The sequence below is a fragment of the Maricaulis maris genome (assembly GCF_049116555.1).
In the GTDB taxonomy this organism is placed as follows: Bacteria; Pseudomonadota; Alphaproteobacteria; order Caulobacterales; family Maricaulaceae; genus Maricaulis; species Maricaulis maris_C.
Window position 1 is genome coordinate 712,210 of sequence record NZ_JAGDYT010000001.1, and the last position, 23,169, is coordinate 735,378.

Here is a 23,169-nt window from a genome sequence, read left to right on the forward strand (position 1 = left end):
GTGGCCAATATGGAAAAATCACCGCCGCAACATCGACTCCTGCCGATTCCGCGGCCTAGCTCGTCAGCGATCGCAAGAACACCAAGGCCCGTTCACGGAGAGCCCCATGGATAGTGGTAACAACGCCTGGATCCTGACTTCGACCGCCCTCGTCCTGCTGATGACGCTGCCGGGATTGGCACTCTTCTATGGCGGCATGGTCCGGCGCAAGAATGTGCTCTCGACCCTCATGCAGAGCCTGGGCGCTGCGGCGGTCGTGACGGTTCTCTGGGCCTTGATTGCCTATTCCCTGGCCTTCTCCGATGGCGGCCCGGTCAATGCCTTCGTTGGCGGGCTTGGCCGATTGGGCCTGTCCGGCATCATGCCGGACACGATGTCCGGTGACCTGCCGGAAAACCTTTTCCTGATGTTCCAGCTCACCTTTGCCATTATCACCGTGGCGATCATCGCCGGTGCGGCGGTCGAGCGGATCCGCTTCTCGGCGTTCATGGTGTTCGGCGCAGCCTGGCTCATCCTGGTTTACGCGCCCATCTGTCACTGGGTGTGGGGGGGTGGTTTTCTCGGCGAGGCGGGCGTGCTCGATTTCGCGGGCGGCGCCGTTGTCCACATCAATGCCGGTGTTGCCGGCCTGGTGCTCGCCAAATTTCTCGGGCCGCGCAAAGGCTATCCTGGCTCCAACATGGCGCCGGACAATCTTGTCCTCACCGTCACCGGTGCCGGTTTCCTCTGGGTCGGCTGGTTCGGCTTCAATGGCGGTTCCGCCCTGGCGGCTGACGGCGCGGCTGCCCATGCTTTCGTGACCACCCAGCTGGCCGCGGCGAGTGCGGTTCTGGTCTGGATTGGCCTGGAGTGGATCCTGCGCGGCAAGGCCAGCGTCCTGGGCGCAGCCTCCGGCGCCATTGCGGGCCTGGTCGCCATTACACCGGCGGCCGGTTTCGTGCCGGCCTGGTCGGCCTTCATCATTGGCGCCGGCGGGGCTTTTGGCGCTTATTGGGGCGTCACCGCGTTGAAGAAAGTCCTCAAGATTGATGACACGCTCGATGCGTTCGGCCTGCACGGCGTAGGCGGACTTGTCGGGGCCATCCTGACCGGTGTCTTCGCCAGCGAAGCCATTGGCGGGGCCAGCGGCGCGATCGAAGGCAATCTCCTGCAGGTCTGGACCCAGACCTGGGGGGCATTGGCTGCAGCGCTTTACTGTGGCGTGATGACAATTGTCATATTATTCGTGCAATCAAAGCTCATGAGCTTGCGCGTGGACGAGGAAGGCGAGATTTCCGGCCTCGACACCACCCTGCACGGCGAATCCGTCGGCTAGGCGCCGACACATCATTTCGTCCTGGCCTGTCCTCCCCGGCCTGTGACGTATACTTGGCCCGGCCCGTCGCTCCTGTTCGCAGGGGTTGGCGGGCCGGGCTTCTTTTTGGCCGAAGTTTCAAATTTGCATGACCTGTATTTGCGTGTGTATGCAGGCTATAAGCCCGCCATGATGACGACGAAACCAACCCAGACGACCGCATCCAGCACATTGGATGCAAATTCGAATAATTCCGTATGGCGCATGATGTCCCTCCTGATGTTCAAGGGGAGGGTGACGCCTGGCGATGACAGAAACGGTCATCGGGCGAAATATCAGCCTGTCGGCCCTGCGAGACACATTGGGCGGCGCTCGGGCGCGCACAGCCTGGCCATCATCATCATCGGCGCCTGACAGGCCCGGCTTGTGCAAGCGCCGCGCGCTGGCGATACTCTGCGACGTCGGGACGGGGGACATCGAATGTGGCGCTATCTTGTGGTTTACGGTCTGGCGGTCCTGGGGGTTTTGTGTCTGACACCCCCAGCCGTCTCGCAAGCCGGGGCGCAATCCTCGGACGTTGAGGCCTTCCTCGATGACGCCATGCCGGCCGCTTCGGCACCGGGTCTGGCCTGGGCGATTATCGACGCGGGTGAGGTTCGCTCTGGCGTTCGGGGTGAGTTGGTCGCGGGCAGTGGCCGGCGCGTCACCGAAGACACGCCGTTCCCGCTCGGATCCATCTCGAAGAGCTTCACGGCGCTTGCCATCATGCAGCAGGTCGAGGCGGGTCAGGTCGATCTGGATCGCCCGATATCTGCCTATCTGGACGCTTTCGAGGGGCAGCCGGGCGCGGCGATCACGATCCGCCAATTGCTCAGCCATACCAGCGGATACTCCACCCTGCAGGGCAACCAGTCCCACGCCGATCAGCCCGGACACGTCGCAAGTCTGGCGGACAGCGTCCGGCAGCTGGCCCTGACACCGCCGGCCGGGGAGGCGGGTGTCGACTGGCAGTATTCCAACGCCAACTATCTCGTTCTCGGGGCGCTGATCGAGACGGTCAGCGGTCGCGAGTTTGGTGATTATGTCGAGACGCGGATCCTGGACCCGCTGGGGATGGAGGACAGCTTTGTTGGTGGCAGTGATCGCGGGATTGGCGAGGCCGTGGCGATTGGCCATACGCCGTGGTTTGGTGGACGCCGGCCGGTTGCGGCTTCCGACGACCCGATGGCACGCGCCATGGCGCCTGCCGGGGGTATTGTGGGCAGTGCCGCCGATGTGACCCGGTATCTGGCGATGATGATGAATGGCGAGGACGACCTGATCACCGCCGACCACAAGGCCATGATGTTACAGCCCGCCAGCGCCGCTTCACCGTTTTACGGTTTCGGCTGGTTTCTGGATGCCGGGGCCGATACGGCCTACCATACCGGACTGGTCCCGGGGATCGAGACCGTCGCCGTCCTGTCGCGCTCGGAGCAGAGGGGCGGGGTCGGCCTGGTGAATGCCAATAGCGGTATGGGCTTCGGTGTGACGGGCGACATTCTCGCGGGTCTGAGCGCCTATGCGCTCGGCAATATGCCCGCAACTGGCGGCGGCCATCTGGGCGCACAGAGTTTCTATCTCATGCTGGTGGGAACGCCCATTCTGTTCCTGGCCGGGATCGTCATGGTCTGGATACGTCGCGCCGGGCTGCGGGCAAAATCAGGACCGGTCGGCCTGTTCAGCCTCTGGTTTCCGCTTGTCTCGACCCTTGCCATGGCGTGGGCGTTTCTGGACCTGATGCCCCGACTCTTCGGTGCCCCGCTCATGACGCTCAGCCTCTACCAGCCGGACATGGTCATCCTGTTGATCGCCAGTTCGGTGATCGGCGTCAGTTTTGCGGTCTTCAGATTGGGCGTGGCTTATACGGGCCGGCGATAGACCCGCCGCCGACCGGCCTACAGCTTTTCGACGAATACGGTTCCGGCCGAATAGCCTGCGCCGAAGGAGCAGATCAGGCCCTTCTCGCCGGCTTCAAAACCGTCATGGTGACGGTGGAAGGCGACCAGGGAGCCGGCGCCGGCGGTATTGGCGAACTCGTCGAGAATGACCGGGGCTTCGTCCACCGTGAACTCACGGCCATAGACCTTCTTCGCCACCATCATATTCATGTTGATATTGGCCTGATGCAGCCAGAGGCGCTTCATGTCAGCGGGCGCGAGTCCGAAATTTTCCATGTCGGAGAGGATCATGTCGGCGACCATCGGGCAGACTTCCTTGAAGACCTTGCGGCCCTCCTGGACGAAATACCGGTCCTCGAACTCCGGCTCCGGCTCTTCCGACGCATTCAGGAAGCCGAAATTGGAGCGGATATTGTTGGAGAATTTGGTCATCAGATTGCGACCGATGATCTTCCAGCCGTCGCCACCGGCGACGTCCTCATGCTCGATCAGCATGGCCACGGCCACATCACCGAAGATGAAATGACTGTCGCGATCACGGAAATTGAGCTGCGGCGTGGTGATTTCCGGCGTCACGACGAGGACCGACTTGGCCATGCCGGTCTCGATCATGTTGACCGCATTGATGATGCCGAACGTGCCCGAAGAACACGCAACCGTCATGTCATAGCCGAAGCCCTCAATGCCCAGCGCGTCCTGGATCTCGATCGCCATCGACGGATAGGTGCGTTGCATCGAGGTGGCAGAGCAGATTACCGCATCGACATCGGCAGCATCGCGTCCGACTGCCTCGAGTGCGTCCTTCGCAGCGGCGACGCCAGCTTCCGCCATCAGTGACAGCGCCTCATTGGGCCGCGGCTCGGCGCGGGGTCGCATGCGGGTGATATCCAGCACGCCGGCCTTGTCAATCGAATAGCGCGACTTGATGCCGGAGGCCTTCTCGATGAAGCCGGAGGAGGAGGGGTTCTTCGCTTCGACCGCGCCGCGCTCGATGGCGTCGGCATGCTCGGCGTTGAAGTGCTCAACATAGGCGTTGTAGCAGGCCACGAGTTCGTCGTTGGAAATCGACTCTTCAGGGGTCCAAAGACCGGTCGACCGGATCACCGCGCTCATTCACTTCACTCCGCAACGGGCAGACAGGGCGCGCAACTTAGTGGCTGCCTTGCGCTCCGTCACCTGTGCAGCTGCGTATGCCGGGCCTGCAAGGCTTTGACCTTGTCGGCCAGCGATGCCAGTTCTGTACTCCGACTGATTTGAAGACCGCAATCATCGCCGGGAGAGCGAACCATGAAGACACGTGCCGCCGTCGCCTTCGAGGCCGGAAAACCGCTGGAAATTGTCGAGGTTGATCTGGAAGGTCCCAAGGCCGGTGAAGTCCTGGTCGAGATCAAGGCGACCGGCATCTGTCACACCGACGAATTCACCCGCTCCGGCGCTGATCCGGAGGGCGCCTTCCCGGCCATCCTCGGTCATGAGGGCGCCGGCATTGTGCGCGAGATCGGGCCGGGCGTGACGGATCTCAAGGTCGGGGACCATGTCATCCCGCTCTATACGGCCGAGTGCCGGACCTGCGAATACTGCCTCAATCCCAAGACCAATCTGTGCCAGCGCGTGCGGGCGACCCAGGGCCAGGGCGTCATGCCGGACGGGACGTCGCGCTTTTCCTACAAGGGCGAGAAAATCCTGCACTATATGGGCTGTTCGACCTTCTCGAATTTCACCGTCCTGCCGGAAGTCTCCCTCGCCAAGGTCCGCCAGGACGCACCCTTCGACAAGATCTGCTACATCGGTTGCGGCGTGACGACCGGTATCGGCGCGGTCATGTTCACCGCCAAGGTCGAGCCCAATTCCACCGCCGTCGTCTTCGGTCTCGGCGGTATCGGTCTCAATGTCATCCAGGGCCTCAAGCTGATCGGCGCCAGGCAGATTGTCGGCGTTGACACCAATCCGGCCAAGCAGGCCATCGCCCGCCAGTTCGGCATGACCGATTTCGTCAATCCCAAGGACCACAAGGACCTCGTCGGCCATCTGGTCGAGCTGACCGGCGGCGGGGCCGACTATTCCTTCGAGTGCATCGGCAATGTCGAGGTGATGCGGGCCGCGCTGGAATGCTGCCACAAGGGCTGGGGCGAAAGTATCATCATTGGCGTGGCGCCGGCCGGCGCCGAAATCCAGACCCGCCCCTTCCAGCTGGTCACCGGCCGCGTCTGGCGCGGCTCCGCCTTCGGCGGCGCACGCGGCCGCACCGACGTCCCCAGGATCGTCGACATGTACATGGAAGGCCGCATCGATATCGACAGCCTGATCACCCACAAGCTCAAGCTGGACGACATCAACAAGGGGTTCGACCTGATGCACGCCGGCGAGAGCATCCGGGCTGTGGTGGAGTATTAGGGGGGTGCGGCTCAGCTGGCTCCTTGGTATCGGCCTTTTCCTGATGCTCGTCGCTGCCCTGATGTGGGGCAATCGCTTTGTATGGGTGTTCGCGGCCATGGATAAGGAGGCAACGCCCGCCTTGTTCGCAAATGCCGAGCCCCTGTCGACTGAGACCTTAGAGAGCATTGTTTCGGCGCGCTATCCAATCGGTCTGGAGCATGCCGATCTGGTGGCGCGACTTGAAGCGGACGGTTTTGCGATCAATGGACCGGCGCGCGCAGACATGGTTTGGGACTCAGGGATATGTCTGACGACTGTTGTGTTGAACTGGACTGAGGCGGAGGGGCTGATCACCGAAATCAGCTCCCGGCTGGATTGGGGGTGTCCTTGATCCGCTGATAGCAGAGCTCTCAGCGCACACCCCGCCATAATCCGCTTGCCGGGAGTTCGCCGTCTCCGTTTGTTCAGGTCAAGGGGTATACCCGCTTCGCGGCCCTTCAGGCCCTTGACCTGAACAAGCGGAGACGGCCCGCTGGCTGACAAGTGATTTGTGGTCCCTTGCGCGCCTGGTGGCGCGGCTGCGGACAGGATTTTTCTCTGGGTGTGCGTCTGCAGGGGTTAGACTTCTGGTGCGGGGAATAAAGGAACGCTTTTTATTGTCATCCCGGCCGAATGGCCTGTGAAAGCAGGCCGTAGAGCCGGGACCCCTACGCGCCGATATCGGCAGCACCGGGCTTATGGGTCCCGGATCCGCGCCCTGATCAGGTCAGGGCTCCGTCCGGGATGACAACCTAGTGTAGGCAAGGTGGGCCGGCGCAAAGCGGCGCGTCTGCTGGGGTGAAACGCGGCAGCGTTCTAGCCGCCACCGCGCATCACCCACTCCGTCTCGCCCTGGCGGGCGATCCACCTCGCCCATCAAGGGCGAGGACCTGTATTCCCCACTCCGCCCCATCATGATATCATCATGCTATCAGGAGGCGCCCATGGGTCAGGTCATCATTCGCAATCTTGACGACGCAGTCGTCGCCAGTCTGAAGCGGTTGGCGGCCAAGGATGGCAAATCGCTGGAGCAATTCCTGCGTGAAGTGCTCGCGGACGCGTCGCGCCGTGACCGGGAAGGTTTCTTCGAGTTCGCCAAGGGTATGCGCGAGCGGGCGACACCGTCTGATCTCGATCCGACCGATCTCATCCGCAGGGACAGGGACCAAGGGCATTGAGACCCGTCATAGTCGACGCCTCGGTCGCCGTGAAACTCTTCCTGCCGGTTCCCGGGTATGAAAAGGCGATTGCCGCAGCCAAGATGTTCGAGCTGCACGCGCCGCGCCTCATCTTCGCGGAAACCGGCAATGCGCTCTGGCAATATGTTCGCCACAACCAGACCACGGTCGCAGATGCCTCGACTGCCCTGGTCAAATTGGCCGGTCTTGTGGCGCAGCCCGAGGAGGCGGGTCTGGCCGCATCGGCCTTGGAGATGGCCTGCGAACTGGGTCACCCGGTGTATGACTGCACCTATCTCGCTCTGGCGGATCGGGACCATCGTCCGATACTGTCTGCCGACAGGCGCATGCTCACCCTCGCTCGCGACCGTCTGGGCCTTGAAATCATTCCGCTCGACAGCATCACTCCACAGCCTGCGCCGTAATTCTGGCGCCGGTCAGGGCGCGTCCGCGCTGATCTCCGGATCCGCCAACACGGCCTCGACATCGACCAGTTCAATGTCGTGCATCTGGTCCAGATAGGCGTCGAAATAGGCCTTGTGCGAGGCGCCGACGATGACCAGGACGCGGGCGCCGGGCCGATTGCCGCTCGCTTCCACGACATTGGCGGCCATGCGCAGGCCGCGCACCTGCCACCAGGCCACATATTGGCGGGCCACGGCGTCGGACTCGGGGGTCGCCGCCGCGCGTCCGAAATCGCCCTCGATGACATAGCGCTGGTAGGGCGCGCTGTTCAAAAAGCGATAGCCGTCCAGCACCGCTTCGGGCGACCCCATATAGCCGTCCCGGGCCTCTGCCATCTCGGCGTCCCGGGGGTGGTCGGCCTGCCAGACCGACTGGATGACCGGGCCCAGCTCCGGCGGGGCCAGAACCTGGATGATGTCGGCCGAATGGTCGTCCATCGCCGCCAGCCTCTCCAGGCCCAGGGCGCCGGCCAGTCGCAGGGCGAGCAGATTGTTCTCATTGCGTGAGGTCAGCATCCGGTCGAGCTGGTCCCGCAAGGCCTCGGACACGCCGTCAGCGGCGATCCGGTCGGCGCTGTCCAGCCGGGACCATTGCAGGGCGGCCGACCAGGGCTCGCCGGCGCCGAAGAACTGCGCCGCCAATTGCCGCCGATCACTGGCTCCGGGCTGTTCCGGCCACTCGGACAGGGTCGTCAGGGCCGCGAGAGCGGCCGCCGGCTGGTCCATCTGCAGTGAGTCCAGGGCCGGGGCGGGATCGTAGCAATAGCTGTCGGCGACGCCGGGATAGAGATTGCCATAGCGCCGCAAGGTATCGCAGGTGCGGCCGTCGACGGCTTCGATGGCAATGATCTGCGGTGCCCAGTCGGTCAGGCGGTCAATCACCAGGTCGAGATGATCCGGGGAGAAGGCGTCCTCAGGCAGTGCGTTCAGATGCGCGGTCCCCAGGACCAGAACCCGTGTCGGCTCACCGCCCAGCTGGACCTGAACGCCTGAGAAATCGATCAGGGGCGCCGCCCCGGTGCGCGTGAAGTCCGGTGAGCCGGGGAGGCCCGGCGCGGTGTGTTCGACGGCGGGTGCCGCGGCGTTTTCGTTCATGCCGAGATAGGCATAGACGGCAGCGCCAGCCAGCGCGAATGCAGCGAGCAGTGTCACGGTCAGTCTCATTTTGTCCCCCTCATCAGGCACCGGTGCCTGTGCGGTCCTATCCAAATGGACGCGGTGATCCGACGCAATGCCGGTGAGGCCGATTGCCGGCCATTCTCGCGAAATCTTGAACAGCGCAGGCGCCGTGTTTGCCGGGGCGGCGGAGCAGCGTATGACTACGCCAGCGCCGACAAAAAAGGATCCTACCGCATCATGACCCAGACGCCTGACATCACGACGGTTTCCAGCTGGGCCTCTTTCGGCGGCACGCTCTCCGTCCATGATCATGACAGCGCCGCCTGCCACGGTCCGATGCGCTTTGCGGTTTACACGCCGCCGCAAGCCAAGGATGGCCCGGTTCCGGTAGTCTGGTTCCTCTCCGGTCTGACCTGCAACTGGTCGAATGTGATGGAGAAGTCCGGCCTGCAGCGTGTGGCGGGCGAGCTGGGTATGATGGTGGTGGCGCCGGATACCTCACCGCGTGGCGAGGATGTTGCCAATGATGAGGGCTATGATCTGGGGCAGGGCGCGGGCTTTTATCTCGACGCGACCGAAGCGCCCTGGACGCCGCATTTTTCGATGGAAACCTATATCGTCCAGGAATTGCCGGCCTTGATCGGCGCGCATTTCCCCGCCGACATGACGCGCCAGGGCATCATGGGCCATTCGATGGGCGGGCATGGCGCGCTGACCCTGAATTTCCGGCATCCCGGCCGCTATGCGTCGGTCTCGGCCTTCGCGCCCATCGTCGCGCCGACACAAGTGCCGTGGGGACAGAAGGCGCTGAAAGCCTATCTCGGTGATGAATGCCCGGCCTGGGGCGAGCATGATGCCTGCGACCTGGTGAAGCGACAGCCGACCGACCAGATGATCCTGATCGACCAGGGCGAGGCCGATCAATTCCTCGACGCACAATTACGGCCCGAGCTGTTCGAGGCGGCTTGCCGGGAAGCGGGGCAGCCGGTCACCGTCCGCCGCCATCCCGGCTATGACCATTCCTACTGGTTCATCGCCAGCTTCATCGAGGACCAACTGAGCCATCACGCCAAAGCGCTGGGCGCCGGCGGCTGAGCCGTCAGCGCTGGCAAGGTTGGCCCTAAAACGGATCGCGGCGGTAATCATCCGGGTTTTCAACGCGGTGGCGCGGGCGCATTTCCTCGTCGCCATCGCCGTCATCGCAAATCCATTCACCGGGTGCGGCAGGGTCGTGCGGGCCGGCCGGGCGACACTCGCCGGCTCCCATCTCCGCCGCGGACGGCAAATTGGGATCTCGCCCCTTCTCCAGCCAGGCACAACTGGAAAGGAGTGTGGCAGACAGGACAAACAGAACAAGGCGCATGACAACGCTCCAATGCGGGCTCCCCAGCCGGCGCATGGGGGTGAGTTTAGCGGGTGGGGGAGTGGGAGCAAGCGCCTGTTTTGCGCGGTCCTTTCCTTGCCGGCGGTTCCGGCGCATCATTCCGGCGATTATCATGCGGAGGCCCGGTCATGCTGGTACGTTTTCTCGTCGGAGGCTTTCTCGCGGGGCTGGTGTCGGCCTCGGCGCAGGCGCAGCTGCAGCCCTATTATTGCCCGGACCCGGCCGATGTCTGGGTTGTGGAAACCGAATTCCCGGACGCGCCGGGCTGGCGTCATGCGGCGCGGGTGCGCGGCAATGAACTCGGCGTTTCCGATACGATGCGACGGCCGATCCCGTCCGGACGTATCACCGCGCGCCCCGCCACCGGCCCGCGCGGCCAATCCTCGGTGCCGACCGCGAACCGGCCGCTTGTTGCCCCGATGCTGACGCATGATCGTGCGGTCAGCATTCGCGAGAGCACCGACCCGGCCAGTCCGGACCTGGCGCCAGTCATAGCTGTGCTCGACTGGGTCCGCGTGGAAACGCGGTCGTCCAGCCTGGTCTGCCGCTATAGCCTGGATGATGGTGCGAGTTATGGCCGCCATGCCACGGTGAGCATCCCGATCAATCGCCGTGATTGCCTGCCGCTGCACAACAACACCGCCTGGAGCTATGACAGCAATGCCGGCGGTGAGGTTTGCAATGAGGAGCGGACAAGCTGCCAGTTCTACTGCGCGGCCGAGCAGGTGCTCGAGAGCTGGTAGCTAGCGCACCAACGCTTTCACAGCGGCATGCCGCGGGCATCCGGTCTCATGGTCATTGACCATCCCCACAGCCTCCATGAAGGCGTAGACGATCGTCGGCCCGACAAACTTGAAGCCGCGCGTCTTCAGGTCCTTGGAGATGGTCTCTGACAGGGCCGTTTTGGTCGGCACGTCCGCCAGCGTCGCATAGGCGTTCTGGATGGGTTTGCCGTCGACGAAACCCCAGAGATAGTCGGCGAAGCCCTCGCCGTTCTCGCGCATGGCGATATAGGCCTTTGCATTGCCGATGGCGGCCTCGATCTTGGCGCGCGAGCGGATGATGCCGGGATCGGCCAGAAGGCGTTCGCGGTCGGCGTCGGTATAGGCGGCGATGCGGTCCGGGTCGAAGCCGTGGAAGGCCGCGCGCATCGTCTCGCGTTTGCGCAATATGGTGATCCAGGCGAGGCCGGCCTGGAAGCCGTCCAGCATCAGCTTTTCCCACAAGGCGCGGGCGTCATACTCCGGCACGCCCCATTCAGTGTCGTGATACTCGGCATAGATCGGATCGGGCGAATTCACCCAGGCGCAGCGCTGGTTCATGGGGGCTCCTTGCTTGATGGCGGCAGTGCACCCTGTTCCGCCCACCCTGCCAAGCCGCTTTGCCTCGCCCTGCTGACAGCGTTGTGGCAGGAACAGGCGGCAGAGGTCCTCGCCCTTGATGGGCGAGCCGGAGTGGGTGATCGGCGGTAAGTGCCGGAGCGCCGGCGCGTTTCACCCCTTCCGGCCCTGCGGGCCACCGTCCCCAGCAAGGGGAAGGACCTGACGGACTAAACCTTCGGCGCCGCTTCCAGATCGGCCCAGAACTCATCGGGAACCACGATCGCGGCTTCCTGGCCGTCGGCTTCGCAATAGTGCTCGGCGGCGCGCAACCGGTCGAGGCGGGCGAGGATGACGGCGTGGTGGCCCGTCGCCGACGTGATGGCGCCCACCGTCGTTGGGCCCGCCATGATGGCGGTGCCTGGCGGCGGGGCCTCGGCGACGAATGTGGCGGGCAGGGAACGCTTGCGGATCGTGCCGCGGCGTTTCATGCGGGAGACGACTTCCTGGCCGATGAAACAGCCTTTCTTCCAGCCCACGCCGCCGAACGCGTCCAGATTGACATCGGTCGGGAAGACATCGGCCTCGCCATAATCGCGACCGAAGGCGGGCACGCCGGCCTGGATCTCGATGGGGTCCAGAGGGCGGTCCTCACTGCCCTGTTCACCGATGCCGCGATGGACCCGGCCCGCGAGGCGCGGATCCTCGGCGCTGCCGGGGAAGGGCGTGGTCGACCACAGGGCGCGCATGTCGGTATTCAGCACGATCTCGGCCCTGGCGCGCAGCTTGAACAGTGTCAGCCGCTTCAGCAGGCCGTTGGCCGCGCTCGCCGGCACGTCCAGCCACAGGGTTTCGCCGTCTGCGAAGATCAGGAAATCAACCAGGATCTTGCCTTGCGGTGTGAGCAGCGCACCGGGGCGACACTGTCCATCCTCAAGGCTGACCACATCGGCCGTGATCACACGTTGCAGGAGGTCGCGGGCATCCGGACCGCCGACCGAGATGATCTGGCGGTCGGGCAGGGCGAAGGGCAGGGGGGCGGGCTGGTTCATGCCACCGATATAGCCATTGCGTCCGTCGCTGGCCAAGCCCTTCGCGTCGCGCTATCTGCGGTGCCCATGGAACGCGTCCTCTTCATCACATCGACCCGGATCGGTGACGCGATCATCAATTCCGGGGTATTGGACCATCTCGTCGAGACGCGGCCCGAGGCGCGTTTCACGATTGCCTGTGGTCCGCTCGCCGCCTCGCTCTTCACCGAGACCCCGCGTCTTGAGCGCATCATCGTGATGCGCAAGAAGAAGGCGGGCCTGCATTGGTGGGATTTGTGGCGCGAAACGGTCGATGTGAAGTGGGATCTGGTCATTGACCTGCGCTGTTCCGGCACCGCCTGGTTCCTGCGCGCCAGGGAGCGCCGCATCCTCAAGCAGAGCGCTGTGCCGGTGCCCAAGGTCGAAGAGGCCGCCAGCGTCCTCAAACTGGCGCCGGCGCCCGACCCCAAACTCCACTTTTCCGATGCCGTGCGCGCCGAAGCCGCGGCCCGCATTCCCGGTGACGGTCCCTATCTGGCGATCTGCCCCTCGGCCTCCTGGATCTTCAAGGTCTGGCCGGCGGAAAGATTCGCCGACTTCATCCGGCGCTTCACTGCACCGGACGGGGTGATGCCGGGCGCGCCTGTTGTGATGCTCGGCGGGCCGGGAGACGAGGTCTATGCCCAACCCATTTTCGACGCCCTTCCCGAGACCGAATTCGTCGACCTTCTGGGGCTCGGCCTGCCCGAGACCGCGGCCTGTCTGGAACGGTGCCGCCTCTATGTCGGCAATGACAGCGGGCTGATGCACATGTCAGCGGCGGTCGGTACGCCGACGCTGGGTCTGTTCGGACCGTCCGATGATCGCTGCTACGCCCCCTGGGGCGAGCACACCGATGCGGTGCGCGGCCCGGCGACCTTCGAGGAAATCGACAAGGCCCATGATGACCGCCGCAAGGCGTCGACCAGCCTGCTGGCGGACCTGACGGTCGAGACCGTGTATGATGCCGCCAGAGCGCTTTACGAGAGGACAAGCTGAGCCATGACCACGACCTATGACGTCATCCTCAAGGGCGGCGAGATCGTCAATCATGACGGCCGCGGTCATGCCGATATCGGGATCATTGACGGCAAGACCGCGGCGATCGGTGATCTCTCCCAAGCGTCAGCCGGCGAGGTGGTCGACTGTTCCGGCCTGATGGTCCTGCCGGGCGTGATCGACACCCAGGTCCATTTCCGCGAGCCGGGGATGGAGTGGAAGGAAGACCTGCAATCGGGTTCACTCTGCGCGGTCATGGGCGGTGTCACCGCCGTGTTCGAAATGCCGAACACCAATCCCACGACCACCGTGCCGGACATGCTCACGGACAAGCTGGCCCGGGCCAAAAACCGCATGCATTGCGATCACGCCTTTTATGCCGGCGCGACCAATGAGAATGCCGACATCCTGCCCGAAATGGAGCGCATGCTCGGCTGTTGTGGTGTGAAAGTCTTCATGGGCGCCTCGACCGGCTCGCTCCTGGTCGCCGATGATGAGGGCGTGGAACGGGTCCTGCGTTCGATCAAGCGTCGCGCCGCTTTCCACTCGGAAGACGAGTATCGCCTCGCTGACCGCCGCGACCTGGCCGTTGAAGGTGACTGGACCAGCCATCCGCATGTCCGCGACGCGGAAGCCGCCATCATGTCGACCAAGCGCCTGGTCCGCCTCGCCCGCAAGACCGGCAAGCGCATCCATGTCCTGCACATCTCGACCGCGGAGGAGATGGACTTCCTCGCCGCGCATCGCGACATCGCCTCGGTCGAGGCGACGCCCCAGCACCTGACGCTGGAAGGTCCCGGGATTTACGAGCGCATCAAGGGTCGGGCCCAGATGAATCCGCCGCTGCGCGATGCCCATCACCGGGCCGGTCTGTGGCGTGGCATCCAGCGCGGGATTGTCGATGTGATCGGCTCGGATCACGCGCCGCACCTGCTGGAAGAAAAGGCCAAGCCCTATCCGCAAAGCCCGTCCGGCATGCCCGGCGTGCAGACGCTGGTGCCGGTGATGCTGGATCATGTGAATGCCGGCCGCCTGACCATTGAACGCTTTGTCGACCTGACCTCGGCCGGCGCCCAGCGCATTTTCGGCATTGCCGGCAAGGGCCGCATGGCCGTTGGGTGGGATGCCGATTTCACCCTGGTCGACATGAAGCGGACCGAGACCATCACCGATGCTTGGTCGGCGTCGAAGTCCGGCTGGACCCCGTTTGACGGCATGTCCGTCACCGGCTGGCCGGTCGGCACCATCATCCGTGGTCGCTCGGTGATGCGCGATGGCGAGCTTGTTGCATCCGGTCTCGGCGAACCGGTGCGCTTCATGGAAGCGTTGCCGCACGACTGATTGCCTGTGCCTGAAGGCCCTTACGAAGGAAGACACACGTGACCACGACCATTCTCACCGCCATCGCTCCGGGCGAGCTGATCGACAAGATCACCATCCTGCGTATCAAATCCGAACGCATCGAGGATGAGGCCAAGCTGAAAAATGTCCGCACCGAGCTGGGCATTCTCAACGAGACCCTCGCGAAAGACGTGCCGGCCAGTGACGAGCTGACCCGTCTCGATGGCGCGCTTCAGAGCGTCAATGAAGAGCTCTGGGAGATCGAGGATGATATCCGCGATTGCGAGCGCGCCGGCGATTTCGGTCCCGAATTCATCCGCCTGGCCCGCGCGGTCTATGTCACCAATGACAAGCGTGCGGCGCTGAAGAAGGAGATCAATCTCCTGCTCGGTTCCAATATCGTCGAAGAGAAATCCTACGCCGCCTATTGATGTCAGCCGCCCGCCTCGGTATGCGGGCGCACAGATGGCGACCTCCTGCGGCCGCTGATACCCAAGCAAGGACAGCCCGTGGACCGTCAAAGCTTCTACTTCTTCGACATTGACGAGAATATTCTCCATCTGCCGACGCGCATCCATCTGCTCAACACCATGACGGGTGAGGAGCGGGCGATGCGCCAGCACGAGTATGAGGATATCAAGGCCTATCTCGGTGTGCCCGGCCTGTGGGAAGACTGGGCCGATCCGCCAGCTCGCGCCTATCGCGAATTCGCCGACGGCAAGGACCGCAATGGCGACGAATACCTGCTGCGCGACGTCAAGCGCGCACTCGACAGCGCCAATTGGCGCGGCCCGTCCTGGGAAATCTTCAAATACGCCGTACTCAAGCGCCGCCCGGTGGCCATCGTCACGGCGCGCCAGCACTCGCGCGAGACCATCAAGGCCGCGCTGCAACTCATCGTCGAGGCTGGGCATTTGCCCGAGGAGCCCAATTATCTGGCCATCTACCCCTGCTCCAATCCGGAAATCCGCGACGAGCTGGGTCCACATCTGACCACGGCCGGCCTCAAGCGCCGGGCCATCCGCCAGTGTGTGGAGAAGGGTCTGGAAGAGTATGGCCGCAAACTGCCGCACTCTTTCGGCATGTCGGACGACGACTTGAAGAATGTCGACCTGATCACCTCGGCCATGCTGGAAGCCAAGCTGGATTATCCCGACAAGCGCTTCTTCGTCATCTCCACCAATCGCCGCCGCCATGTGAAGATGGAAATCCTGCCGCCGCACAAGGACGAGGAAAAACTCCGCGCGGCGGAAGATGACTGGTATGGCTAATGTTTCTTCCCCAACGTGAGTTGGGGAAGTGGGCCGAAGCAAAGCTTCGGGTCGAAGGGGCGCCGCCGAAGGCGGCGTGAGGTCAGTCCCCGTCGTGGGCAGCCCGCGGCCAGACGGCCGCGACTCCTCCACCGCTCCGCGGTCCGCCTCCCCGGCAGGCCGGGGAGGAAAGAACCTAGTCGCTGCGATGGACTGTCAGCAGCGGTACCGAGGCGGAGCGGATCGCGGGTACCAGGCCGCCGAGGAAGCCGATGATGACGGCCATGATCATGCCGGCGATGATCGAGTCGCCGGTCACGGCGAAGGAAAAGACCACCTGGGTGAAGCCTGATCCCAGGGTTGAGGCCGAAGCGCCATTGAACAGAAAATATGTCCCGACCGCGCCGATCAGGCCGCCAATGGCCGACAGGACCAGCGACTCGATCAGCGTGCCCATGGCAGCGGCACCGCCCGAAAATCCGATCGCCCGCAGGGTGGCGATTTCGCGCATGCGGGCATCGACCGAGGAATACATCGCATTCCAGGCACCGGCGAAGGCACCGATCGCCATGATGATGGCCAGCGGCCAGCCGATCAGGGTGATGACCTGGGTCAGCGTCCCGCTCTGGCTGGCGTAGAAATCCTTCTCGTTGAAGATGTCCAGCTCATTGATGCGCGGATCATTGGCGGCAAATTCCTCGAGCCCGGTTATGGCGTCCGGCGAGGTCAGGCGGGCGCGGATCGACTGTAGTGAACTGCCGCGCTGATAGAGGTTCTGCACCACACCGATATCGGCCCAGATCTCGCTTTCGAACACGGTTCCGCCGGTCGAGAACAGGCCGACGACCTGCCATTCATTGGAACCGAGCCGGATTGTCTGGCCCAGTTCGAAGCCCTCGAATGCGTCCAGAACGGCTTCGCCGGCGACGATTTCATTGGTGCCGGTTTCGAACATGCGCCCGGCGGTCAGCTCGAACTGGCCGCGCAAGCGGGGCGCCTGCAGGCTGACACCGCGCATGGGCAGATTGGCCTCGGTGCCGAGATCCCTCTTGATCCCGTCGACCACGACATAGAGTTCGCCCGAGATCAGCGCATTGCCGTCAGCGTCCACGGCGATGCCCGGTGCCGTCTCGATGACTCGGAACTGGTCGGCGGAGAGGACGCTGTTGAGCTCGGCCTGTGAGCCGCCGCGCAGGATCACCACGACATCCTCGGAGCCTGTCCCGTCGACCGTTCTCTGGAAACCGTTCGCCATTGCCAGGAAGCCGAGCAACACGCCGACCACGAGGGCGATGGAGAGCACGGTCGCCAGTGACATCCCGGCCCGCTGGGGCAGGGAGCGCAAATTCATCATCGTGATGGCGCTTGTCTGTTTGAGCATGACCGGCCTCCTATTGCTTGCCGAGCGCATCGACGATGCGCACGCGGTGGGCATTCATGGCCGGGCCGATCCCGGTGATCAGACCGAAGCCGATCATCATGGCGAGGGCAATGCCGAATATGCCGGGGGTGACGACGATACCGGGCATGACGCCCGCGAGGACCGGCGCCAGGGCTTTCAGCGTCAGTGCGGCCAGGCCGACCCCGGCCAGTCCGCCCACCAGGCTGAGCATGACGGACTCGACGAGCACCATGCGGAAGATGCGCGGGGCCGGGAAGCCAAGCGTCTTCATCACCGCGATTTCCTTGGTGCGTTCGGAAATGGCCAGGACCAGGCTGGTCCCGACAATCAGGAGAATGATGCCGAAGGCGGCGCCGACGATATAGATCAGGATCAGCCCGATATTGCCGATCTGGTTGATGAAGGCCTGGCTGAAGGCAGCCTCGGTGGCGGTGTCGGTCTGATCGGACGAATTGGCGAACATGTCATCGATCTGGTTGGCGACGCGATCATTCATCGCCGGGTCGACCGTATTGACGATCAGCATGCCAAGCCGGTCATTGTTGAAGGCTAGGGCCTCGTTGTAATAGTCGTAATTCATGTAGGCGGCGGCGGTCGACATTTCCGGCTCGGACCCGGTGTAGATCGCACAGATGTCGAAGTCCCAGGATGAGCTGCCATCGGTCTTCTGCCAGATGTTGGACAGGAGCGGGATGCGGTCGCCGACCGACCATTCATACTGATTGGCCAGGGTCTCGCCGACCAGGAGACAGTCGCGCTGGCTCAGGAAGGCGGCGCGTTGTTCGTCCGGCATCAGGAATTCGGGATAGGCCGATAGGAAGCTCTCCGGGTCGACCGCAAACGTCTGCGCCATCCGGGTCGGTTCCTGGTAATAGCCGCCGAACCAGCTCATATGGCTGACATTGCGGACCCCCTCGACCCCCTGGACCCGGCCCCAATAAGCATAGGGCAGGCTTTGGGTGAAACCGGTATTGTTCATTGTGACGAGGCGATCAGCGGCCGCCAGTTCGACCCCGGCATTGAGCACGCGGTTGAACGAGCCCAGCACCGAGAAGATCAAAAAGGCGATCAGGATCGACAAGGTCAGCAGGATCGCCCTCAGCTTTTTGCGGAAGAGATTCTTCCGGATCAGCGTGAGATCATTCATTGGGCCGGCTCCTGCGCCTGTTCGACGAAGCGGCCCTTGTCGAGGTGCAGTTCGCGGCGGGCGTATTTGGCAGCGGAGGGGTCGTGGGTGACCATCACGATGGTCTTGCCGAGTTCCTTGTTGAGGAGTTGCAGCGTCTCCAGGATTTCATCGGCCGATTTTCGGTCGAGATCACCGGTCGGCTCATCGCACAGCAGGACTTTCGGGTCGGCAACGATGGCGCGGGCGATCGCCACGCGCTGCTGCTGACCGCCGGAGAGCTGGCGCGGCCGGTGTCCCTTGCGGTCGGCGAGGCCGACAATGTCCAGGGCCGTGGCGACGCGTTCCTTGCGCTGCTTGCCGGACAGGCTGGTGAGGAGTAGCGGCAGTTCGACATTTTGCGCCGCCGTCAACGTCGGCATGAGATTGTAGAACTGGAAGATGAAGCCGACATTCTGCGAGCGCCATTTGGCCAGCTTGCCCTCGGACAGCTTGTCGACCCGTACGCCTTCGCAGTCCACGGCCCCTGAAGAGGGCCGATCAATGCCGCCGAGCAGGTTGAGCAGGGTCGTCTTTCCGGACCCTGACGGGCCCATGATCGCCATGAAATCCCCTTGCGGAATTGTCATGGTCAGCTCTTCGAAAATCGTGATCGACTCCTTGCCGCGGGTATAGCCCTTGGACAGGTCGGTGAGCGTGTAGAGCGACGTCATCGGGTCTTCCTCATTCATCAACACCGCCCGGGCGCTTGTCACGGGTCGGTCAGGATCTGCCTGTCAGCATGGGCCAAGTTTCATGCTTTGTAAATTAAAGTACTTCTACTCAACGAATATGACGCGGGACGCCATGTCCGGAAGGATACGTGTATCGCGCTCGTCAAAGGCAACGCGAACCGTGATCGTGGCGCGCGCCCGGTCGGCGGTCGGGATAATGGCCTCGACATGAGCCGGGATGCGCCAGTCAGGATAGGCATCCAGTCGCGCCTCGACGCGCTGGCCGGGCGTCACCCGGCCGATCTGGCCTTCATTCACATCCACCTCGATTTCCAGGGACTCCATGTCGACAAGTGTGGCGACACCGGTCCGCGTGAAACCGCCACCGGCGGATGCCGGCGACAGGATTTCGCCGACCTGGGCGTTTTTGGCGATGACGATGCCGGAAAAGGGCGCGCGAACAATATGGCGGTCGATCAGGTCTTCCTGGGCCCTCACCTGGGCAGCGACGGCCTGGTAGTCCGCGCGAGCGGCACTGATCTGGGCGGTGAGGCTGTCGACCTGCGCGCCCGCAGCCGTCACGGCGGCCTGGGAGCCAATCTCGCGCGCGGCCAGCGTTTCTGCTCGCTGCAGCACCGTCTGGGCCTCATTGAGCTGGGCCAGGAGCGCGCGCGGGCGTGTGGCTGCTGCCTCGCGCTGCGCCATCAAGAGGTCGAGCTGTATACGGGCGCGGGTATCGTCGAGCCGGGCCAGGACCTGACCCTGTTCGACGCGGGCGCCTTCCTCAACCAGAAGCTCGGAAATCCGGCCGGTAATTTCGGCTGAAACCGTCGCTTGCCGGCGGGCCACGACATAGCCGGTCGCGACGAGGCCTGATGTTCGCTGGGCCGGGCGCGCCGAGGCTGGGGCCGGGCTTTCAGCCGGCGTTTCGCTGGCTGGGGCAGGCGCCGGCAGGGCGGCGACAGGCTGCACTTCCGGGGCGGAACTGCGCGTGAGATACCAGGTCCCGCCAGCCGAAAGGGCCGAGAAGACGAGCACAATGACAATCATCACGGGAATGGAAATCCCGCTCGGGGCGCTCTCGGCCTCGCGATCAATGCTCAGTGATTCCAGTTGCGATCGGCGATCCGACATCATGCCCCCTCTTGCACGCGACCCCGTATCCTAAACACGAGTTCATGACATTGGGAACGGGACACAGGCCGCAAACGCCCCGCTTCCGCCGATAATCGACGTGTGCTCAATCGAAATAGGCGGCGCGCATCATCTCTGACAGATCCCGGCCGCGATGGGCGAGGGCGCGGCGTTCGGCGTCGGCTTCGAGGCCGCAGCGGGTGCGATAGCGTTGCTGCGAGCGATAGCCATCATTGAAACTGGAGATGAGGCGGTCCCGCCAACGCCGGTCGTCGGCGGCCTCCATGGCCAGGAGCTCGACCATTTGTTCGCGCCATTCCTGATCATCCGGGCCTTCGCAGGCAAAGGCCAGATAGTGGAGTTCGCCCAGCGTATAGGCGAGGAAGGGCAGGGTGCGTTCGAGGTCCAGCTCCGCGCGGACTTCCGCGCTGATTTCCGTGTCCTGAAGGCTTTCGGCCCGGCTTTCCACGGCTGCGGCGACCGGCTCCGGGCGCGGAAAATTGCGGGGCTTCTGCGCCAGGGCCGAAGTCGTGGCGATAGCGATCAGAACAGGAAGGCAAAGGAGCGCGCGCATGGCGCGCATCATGGCACGGATTGTGGCGTGCTCAAGGCGGCGATGATCGCGCGGGCTCGCCCGATCACATCGCGGGTCCGGTCCCATTTCGTGCGGGCGATGGCATCATCGAACGGGAAGAAGGCGGCCTCGGTGACATCATCGGCCGCGACCGGTTCGCCGCCGGTCCAGACGCCGGCAAAATCGACCAGCAGATAATGCCAGTCACCCGGCTCGTCGGCCTCGCGCAGGCCGATACTGTCGATGACATCGATCAGGCCGATGATGCGCGCCGTCGTGCCGGTCTCCTCGGCCAGTTCGCGCAACGCGGCTTCGGCAGCGGTCTCGCCATATTCGATCTTGCCGCCGGGCAAGGACCACTGGCCTTCATAGGGTGGCTTGCCGCGGCGGATCAGCAGCACCTCATCGTCGCGAAACACGACCATGCCGGCACCCGGCACCGGCTGGCGGCGCGCTTCGGCGGGAGTATGTGTCATTCGTCGGGATCGTTGGCGGCTTGCGGATCGTATTTGCCATTCGGCGACCAGATCGCCAGCTCATTGCCGCTGGGGTCGGTGAAATGGAAGCGCCGACCGCCGGGGAAGTCCTCGCGATTGATGATCGTGCCGCCGGCCTCGGTGACCCGCACTTCGGCGGCCAGGATGTCCTTGGCCTTGAGGATGATCAGGCAGCCTGTCTGGAAGGCGGCGTCCTCGAGACGCAGCCCGCCATCCAGACCGGCATTCTCGAAGGCCGCGTAGGTCGGGCCGAAATCGATGAAATCCCAGCCAAACGCACCGGCATAGAAGGCCTTCGCAGCCGCCATGTCGGTGACCGGTATTTCATTGTAATCAATCTTGAGAATGGCTTCGTTGTCGTTCACTTCGCCGTCCATCCGCCGTCTACGCTGATCCAGGATCCATTCATATTGGCCCCGGCATCGGAGACAAGATAGAGCAAAGCACCGGCGAGCTGCTCATAGGTGACAAATTTCTTGGTCGGCTGGGCGGCCAGCATGACATCGCGGACGACCTCGTCCTCGGTGATCCCACGCGCTTTCGCGGTGTCGGCGATCTGGTTTTCCACCAGCGGTGTCTTCACATAACCCGGGCAGATGGCATTGCAGGTGATGCCGTCCTCGGCCAGCTCCAGGCCCAATGTCTTGGTGAAACCCATCACGCCATGCTTGGCCGCGACATAGGCCGATTTGAAGGGCGAGGCGACCAGGCCGTGCGCCGAGGCGAGGTTGACGATCCGACCCTTGCCCTGACGCTTCATCACCGGGATCGCCGCCTTGGCAGCATGGAAGACCGAGGTCAGGTTGATGGTGATAATGGCGTCCCACTTGTCGGCCGGGAAGTCCTCGACCGGGGAGACATGCTGGATGCCGGCATTGGACAAGAGGATGTCCAGCCGCCCGAATTCGCGCTCGGCCGAGGCGACCATGTCGGTGATTTCGTCCGGCTTGAGCATGTTGGCCGGATGGTAGCGCACCTCGACCCCGTGATCGCTGGCGATCTTGGCTCGCAGGCTCTCGATCTCGGTCGCATCACCCAGCCCGTTGAGAATGATGTGACAGCCATTGGCCGCCAACGCCTCCGCCATCGCCGCGCCAATCCCGCTCGTCGAGCCGGTAATGATGGCCACCTGGCCTGTGAGATCAGTGCGAATGGAAGACATGAACGACCCTTCAAGTTTGCGCCGAGCGCAAGAGACGGGATGGGACGGAAGAGGTCAAGGGGGAGGGGCCTTCTTGCCCACGGTGTGGGGGAGTTCCGATCGCTCCCCTTTCTATTCACCGTCATCCCCCGGCTTGTCCGGCGGACCTCAATGCGAGAGGTGCAAAATGAAACGGGGATAGCACGATAGAATGACCCACCGGCCAGTCGAGGTCCCCCGGATGACCGCTGCGCGCTCACCGTGGGATGACGGTGAGAGGGTCAGAGTTTTAGGTCCGGGTTGGGCGGCACCGCCCAGAGTTCGTCCCAGAGATCACACCAGTGCGGATTGCGGTCCTCGATCAGATTGATCTTCCATTGTCGTGGCCATTTCTTGATCCGCTTCTCGCGACGGATGGCCTCGACAATCACGCCGTGTGGCTCCCACCAGACCAGGCTGGTGCACTTGTATTTGCGGGTGAAACCGGATGCGGTGCCGTCCTTGTGTTGCCGGATTCGCCACAGGAGATTGGCTGTCACACCGGTATAGATCGGCCCATCATACCGGCTGGCCATCATGTAGACAGCAATCGTGCCTTCCCGCTCTCGCATGCAATTTTTAATTGCATTAGTTTATCACGAACTCAACCGTCATCCCCCGGCTTGTCCGGGGGACCTCAACGCGAGAGGTGCAGAATGAAACGGGGATAGCGCGATAGAATGATCCACCGGCCAGTCGAGGTCCCCCGGATGATCGCTTCGCGCTCACCGTGGGATGACGGCCTAATCAGGTGGATCAAGCTGAGATTC

General features: G+C 63.5%; 27 protein-coding genes. 13 read left to right on the forward strand and 14 right to left on the reverse strand.

Going from position 1 to position 23,169, the window contains the following annotated elements:
- The first annotated feature begins 106 nt into the window (after positions 1-106).
- The 3 genes from JXQ94_RS03350 to JXQ94_RS03360 all read left to right on the forward strand — a co-directional run bounded on the left by JXQ94_RS03350 (position 107) and on the right by JXQ94_RS03360 (position 3,214).
- Positions 107-1,315 (forward strand): ammonium transporter, encoded by a 1,209-nt coding sequence (locus JXQ94_RS03350; RefSeq protein ID WP_421922403.1) that lies wholly within the window; start codon positions 107-109, stop codon positions 1,313-1,315.
- Between the two features lie 168 nt (positions 1,316-1,483).
- Positions 1,484-1,708, forward strand: coding sequence for a hypothetical protein (locus tag JXQ94_RS03355; RefSeq protein WP_421922404.1), 225 nt, complete (start codon positions 1,484-1,486; stop codon positions 1,706-1,708).
- Between the two features lie 66 nt (positions 1,709-1,774).
- Complete coding sequence (locus JXQ94_RS03360) at positions 1,775-3,214, forward strand: serine hydrolase domain-containing protein (RefSeq protein ID WP_421922405.1); 1,440 nt, start codon at positions 1,775-1,777, stop codon at positions 3,212-3,214.
- A 17-nt stretch (positions 3,215-3,231) separates the two neighbouring features.
- On the opposite strand, the gene JXQ94_RS03365 is transcribed toward JXQ94_RS03360, so the two are convergent.
- Entirely contained in the window at positions 3,232-4,347 is a 1,116-nt protein-coding gene (locus tag JXQ94_RS03365; RefSeq protein WP_421922406.1) for a beta-ketoacyl-ACP synthase III, read from the reverse strand.
- A gap of 174 nt (positions 4,348-4,521) precedes the next feature.
- Between JXQ94_RS03365 and JXQ94_RS03370 the strand changes: the two genes are divergently transcribed.
- From JXQ94_RS03370 to JXQ94_RS03385, 4 genes are all read left to right on the forward strand, one after another.
- Positions 4,522-5,628 carry an S-(hydroxymethyl)glutathione dehydrogenase/class III alcohol dehydrogenase gene (locus JXQ94_RS03370; RefSeq protein WP_421922407.1) on the forward strand — a complete coding sequence of 369 codons (1,107 nt, stop codon included), beginning with the start codon at positions 4,522-4,524 and terminating at the stop codon, positions 5,626-5,628.
- Positions 5,629-5,671: 43 nt separating this feature from the next.
- A complete protein-coding gene (locus JXQ94_RS03375; protein WP_421922408.1) occupies positions 5,672-6,001 on the forward strand; it encodes a hypothetical protein in 330 nt (109 codons plus the stop codon).
- Between the two features lie 592 nt (positions 6,002-6,593).
- Positions 6,594-6,827: a FitA-like ribbon-helix-helix domain-containing protein gene (locus JXQ94_RS03380; RefSeq protein WP_421922409.1), complete on the forward strand. Its 234-nt coding sequence runs from the start codon at positions 6,594-6,596 to the stop codon at positions 6,825-6,827.
- Positions 6,824-7,252: a type II toxin-antitoxin system VapC family toxin gene (locus JXQ94_RS03385; RefSeq protein WP_421922410.1), complete on the forward strand. Its 429-nt coding sequence runs from the start codon at positions 6,824-6,826 to the stop codon at positions 7,250-7,252. Before JXQ94_RS03380 ends, JXQ94_RS03385 begins: the two co-directional genes overlap by 4 nt.
- Positions 7,253-7,264: 12 nt before the next feature.
- Here the strand turns inward: JXQ94_RS03385 and JXQ94_RS03390 are convergent, their stop codons facing one another.
- Positions 7,265-8,455, reverse strand: coding sequence for a DUF5694 domain-containing protein (locus JXQ94_RS03390; RefSeq protein ID WP_421922411.1), 1,191 nt, complete (start codon positions 8,453-8,455; stop codon positions 7,265-7,267).
- Between the two features lie 192 nt (positions 8,456-8,647).
- Between JXQ94_RS03390 and fghA the strand changes: the two genes are divergently transcribed.
- Positions 8,648-9,505, forward strand: a complete 858-nt coding sequence (gene fghA, locus JXQ94_RS03395; RefSeq protein WP_421922412.1) for an S-formylglutathione hydrolase — start codon at positions 8,648-8,650, stop codon at positions 9,503-9,505.
- 25 nt (positions 9,506-9,530) lie between these two features.
- Here the strand turns inward: fghA and JXQ94_RS03400 are convergent, their stop codons facing one another.
- Positions 9,531-9,773: a hypothetical protein gene (locus JXQ94_RS03400; protein WP_421922413.1), complete on the reverse strand. Its 243-nt coding sequence runs from the start codon at positions 9,771-9,773 to the stop codon at positions 9,531-9,533.
- Positions 9,774-9,922: 149 nt separating this feature from the next.
- Between JXQ94_RS03400 and JXQ94_RS03405 the strand changes: the two genes are divergently transcribed.
- Positions 9,923-10,537 carry a hypothetical protein gene (locus JXQ94_RS03405; RefSeq protein ID WP_421922414.1) on the forward strand — a complete coding sequence of 205 codons (615 nt, stop codon included), beginning with the start codon at positions 9,923-9,925 and terminating at the stop codon, positions 10,535-10,537.
- Here JXQ94_RS03405 and JXQ94_RS03410 read toward each other — a convergent pair whose 3' ends face one another.
- Together JXQ94_RS03410 and JXQ94_RS03415 are read right to left on the reverse strand one after the other, a co-directional pair.
- Positions 10,538-11,116 (reverse strand): DNA-3-methyladenine glycosylase I, encoded by a 579-nt coding sequence (locus JXQ94_RS03410; protein WP_421922415.1) that lies wholly within the window; start codon positions 11,114-11,116, stop codon positions 10,538-10,540.
- A gap of 227 nt (positions 11,117-11,343) precedes the next feature.
- Positions 11,344-12,165 (reverse strand): YgfZ/GcvT domain-containing protein, encoded by an 822-nt coding sequence (locus tag JXQ94_RS03415; protein WP_421922416.1) that lies wholly within the window; start codon positions 12,163-12,165, stop codon positions 11,344-11,346.
- A gap of 66 nt (positions 12,166-12,231) precedes the next feature.
- On the opposite strand from JXQ94_RS03415, the gene JXQ94_RS03420 reads away from it, so the two are divergent.
- The 4 genes from JXQ94_RS03420 (at position 12,232) to JXQ94_RS03435 (ending at position 15,794) form a co-directional block, all read left to right on the forward strand.
- Positions 12,232-13,182, forward strand: coding sequence for a glycosyltransferase family 9 protein (locus JXQ94_RS03420; RefSeq protein WP_421922417.1), 951 nt, complete (start codon positions 12,232-12,234; stop codon positions 13,180-13,182).
- 3 nt (positions 13,183-13,185) lie between these two features.
- The gene (locus tag JXQ94_RS03425; protein ID WP_421922418.1) at positions 13,186-14,523 is read left to right on the forward strand and encodes a dihydroorotase; all 1,338 of its coding nucleotides are present in this window, start codon (positions 13,186-13,188) and stop codon (positions 14,521-14,523) included.
- Positions 14,524-14,561: 38 nt separating this feature from the next.
- A complete protein-coding gene (locus tag JXQ94_RS03430) occupies positions 14,562-14,954 on the forward strand; it encodes a DUF6165 family protein (protein WP_421922419.1) in 393 nt (130 codons plus the stop codon).
- Positions 14,955-15,032: 78 nt separating this feature from the next.
- On the forward strand, positions 15,033-15,794 hold the full coding sequence (locus JXQ94_RS03435; protein WP_421922420.1) for a hypothetical protein: 762 nt from the start codon (positions 15,033-15,035) through the stop codon (positions 15,792-15,794).
- Positions 15,795-15,969: 175 nt separating this feature from the next.
- Here JXQ94_RS03435 and JXQ94_RS03440 read toward each other — a convergent pair whose 3' ends face one another.
- The 9 genes from JXQ94_RS03440 to JXQ94_RS03480 all read right to left on the reverse strand — a co-directional run bounded on the left by JXQ94_RS03440 (position 15,970) and on the right by JXQ94_RS03480 (position 22,971).
- Positions 15,970-17,154 carry an ABC transporter permease gene (locus tag JXQ94_RS03440; RefSeq protein ID WP_421922421.1) on the reverse strand — a complete coding sequence of 395 codons (1,185 nt, stop codon included), beginning with the start codon at positions 17,152-17,154 and terminating at the stop codon, positions 15,970-15,972.
- A 10-nt stretch (positions 17,155-17,164) separates the two neighbouring features.
- A complete protein-coding gene (locus tag JXQ94_RS03445) occupies positions 17,165-18,322 on the reverse strand; it encodes an ABC transporter permease (protein ID WP_421922422.1) in 1,158 nt (385 codons plus the stop codon).
- On the reverse strand, positions 18,319-19,032 hold the full coding sequence (locus JXQ94_RS03450; RefSeq protein ID WP_295690580.1) for an ABC transporter ATP-binding protein: 714 nt from the start codon (positions 19,030-19,032) through the stop codon (positions 18,319-18,321). Before JXQ94_RS03450 ends, JXQ94_RS03445 begins: the two co-directional genes overlap by 4 nt.
- 87 nt (positions 19,033-19,119) lie before the next feature.
- Positions 19,120-20,151: an efflux RND transporter periplasmic adaptor subunit gene (locus JXQ94_RS03455; protein WP_421922423.1), complete on the reverse strand. Its 1,032-nt coding sequence runs from the start codon at positions 20,149-20,151 to the stop codon at positions 19,120-19,122.
- Between the two features lie 103 nt (positions 20,152-20,254).
- Positions 20,255-20,722: a TIGR02301 family protein gene (locus tag JXQ94_RS03460; RefSeq protein WP_421922424.1), complete on the reverse strand. Its 468-nt coding sequence runs from the start codon at positions 20,720-20,722 to the stop codon at positions 20,255-20,257.
- A gap of 8 nt (positions 20,723-20,730) precedes the next feature.
- A complete protein-coding gene (locus tag JXQ94_RS03465; protein ID WP_421922425.1) occupies positions 20,731-21,198 on the reverse strand; it encodes an NUDIX hydrolase in 468 nt (155 codons plus the stop codon).
- Positions 21,195-21,584: a VOC family protein gene (locus tag JXQ94_RS03470; protein ID WP_421922426.1), complete on the reverse strand. Its 390-nt coding sequence runs from the start codon at positions 21,582-21,584 to the stop codon at positions 21,195-21,197. Before JXQ94_RS03470 ends, JXQ94_RS03465 begins: the two co-directional genes overlap by 4 nt.
- Positions 21,581-22,381 (reverse strand): 3-hydroxybutyrate dehydrogenase, encoded by an 801-nt coding sequence (locus JXQ94_RS03475; RefSeq protein WP_421922427.1) that lies wholly within the window; start codon positions 22,379-22,381, stop codon positions 21,581-21,583. The genes JXQ94_RS03470 and JXQ94_RS03475 overlap by 4 nt, the downstream gene beginning before the upstream one ends.
- A gap of 260 nt (positions 22,382-22,641) precedes the next feature.
- Positions 22,642-22,971 carry a GIY-YIG nuclease family protein gene (locus JXQ94_RS03480; RefSeq protein WP_421922428.1) on the reverse strand — a complete coding sequence of 110 codons (330 nt, stop codon included), beginning with the start codon at positions 22,969-22,971 and terminating at the stop codon, positions 22,642-22,644.
- Between the last annotated feature and the right edge of the window lie 198 nt (positions 22,972-23,169).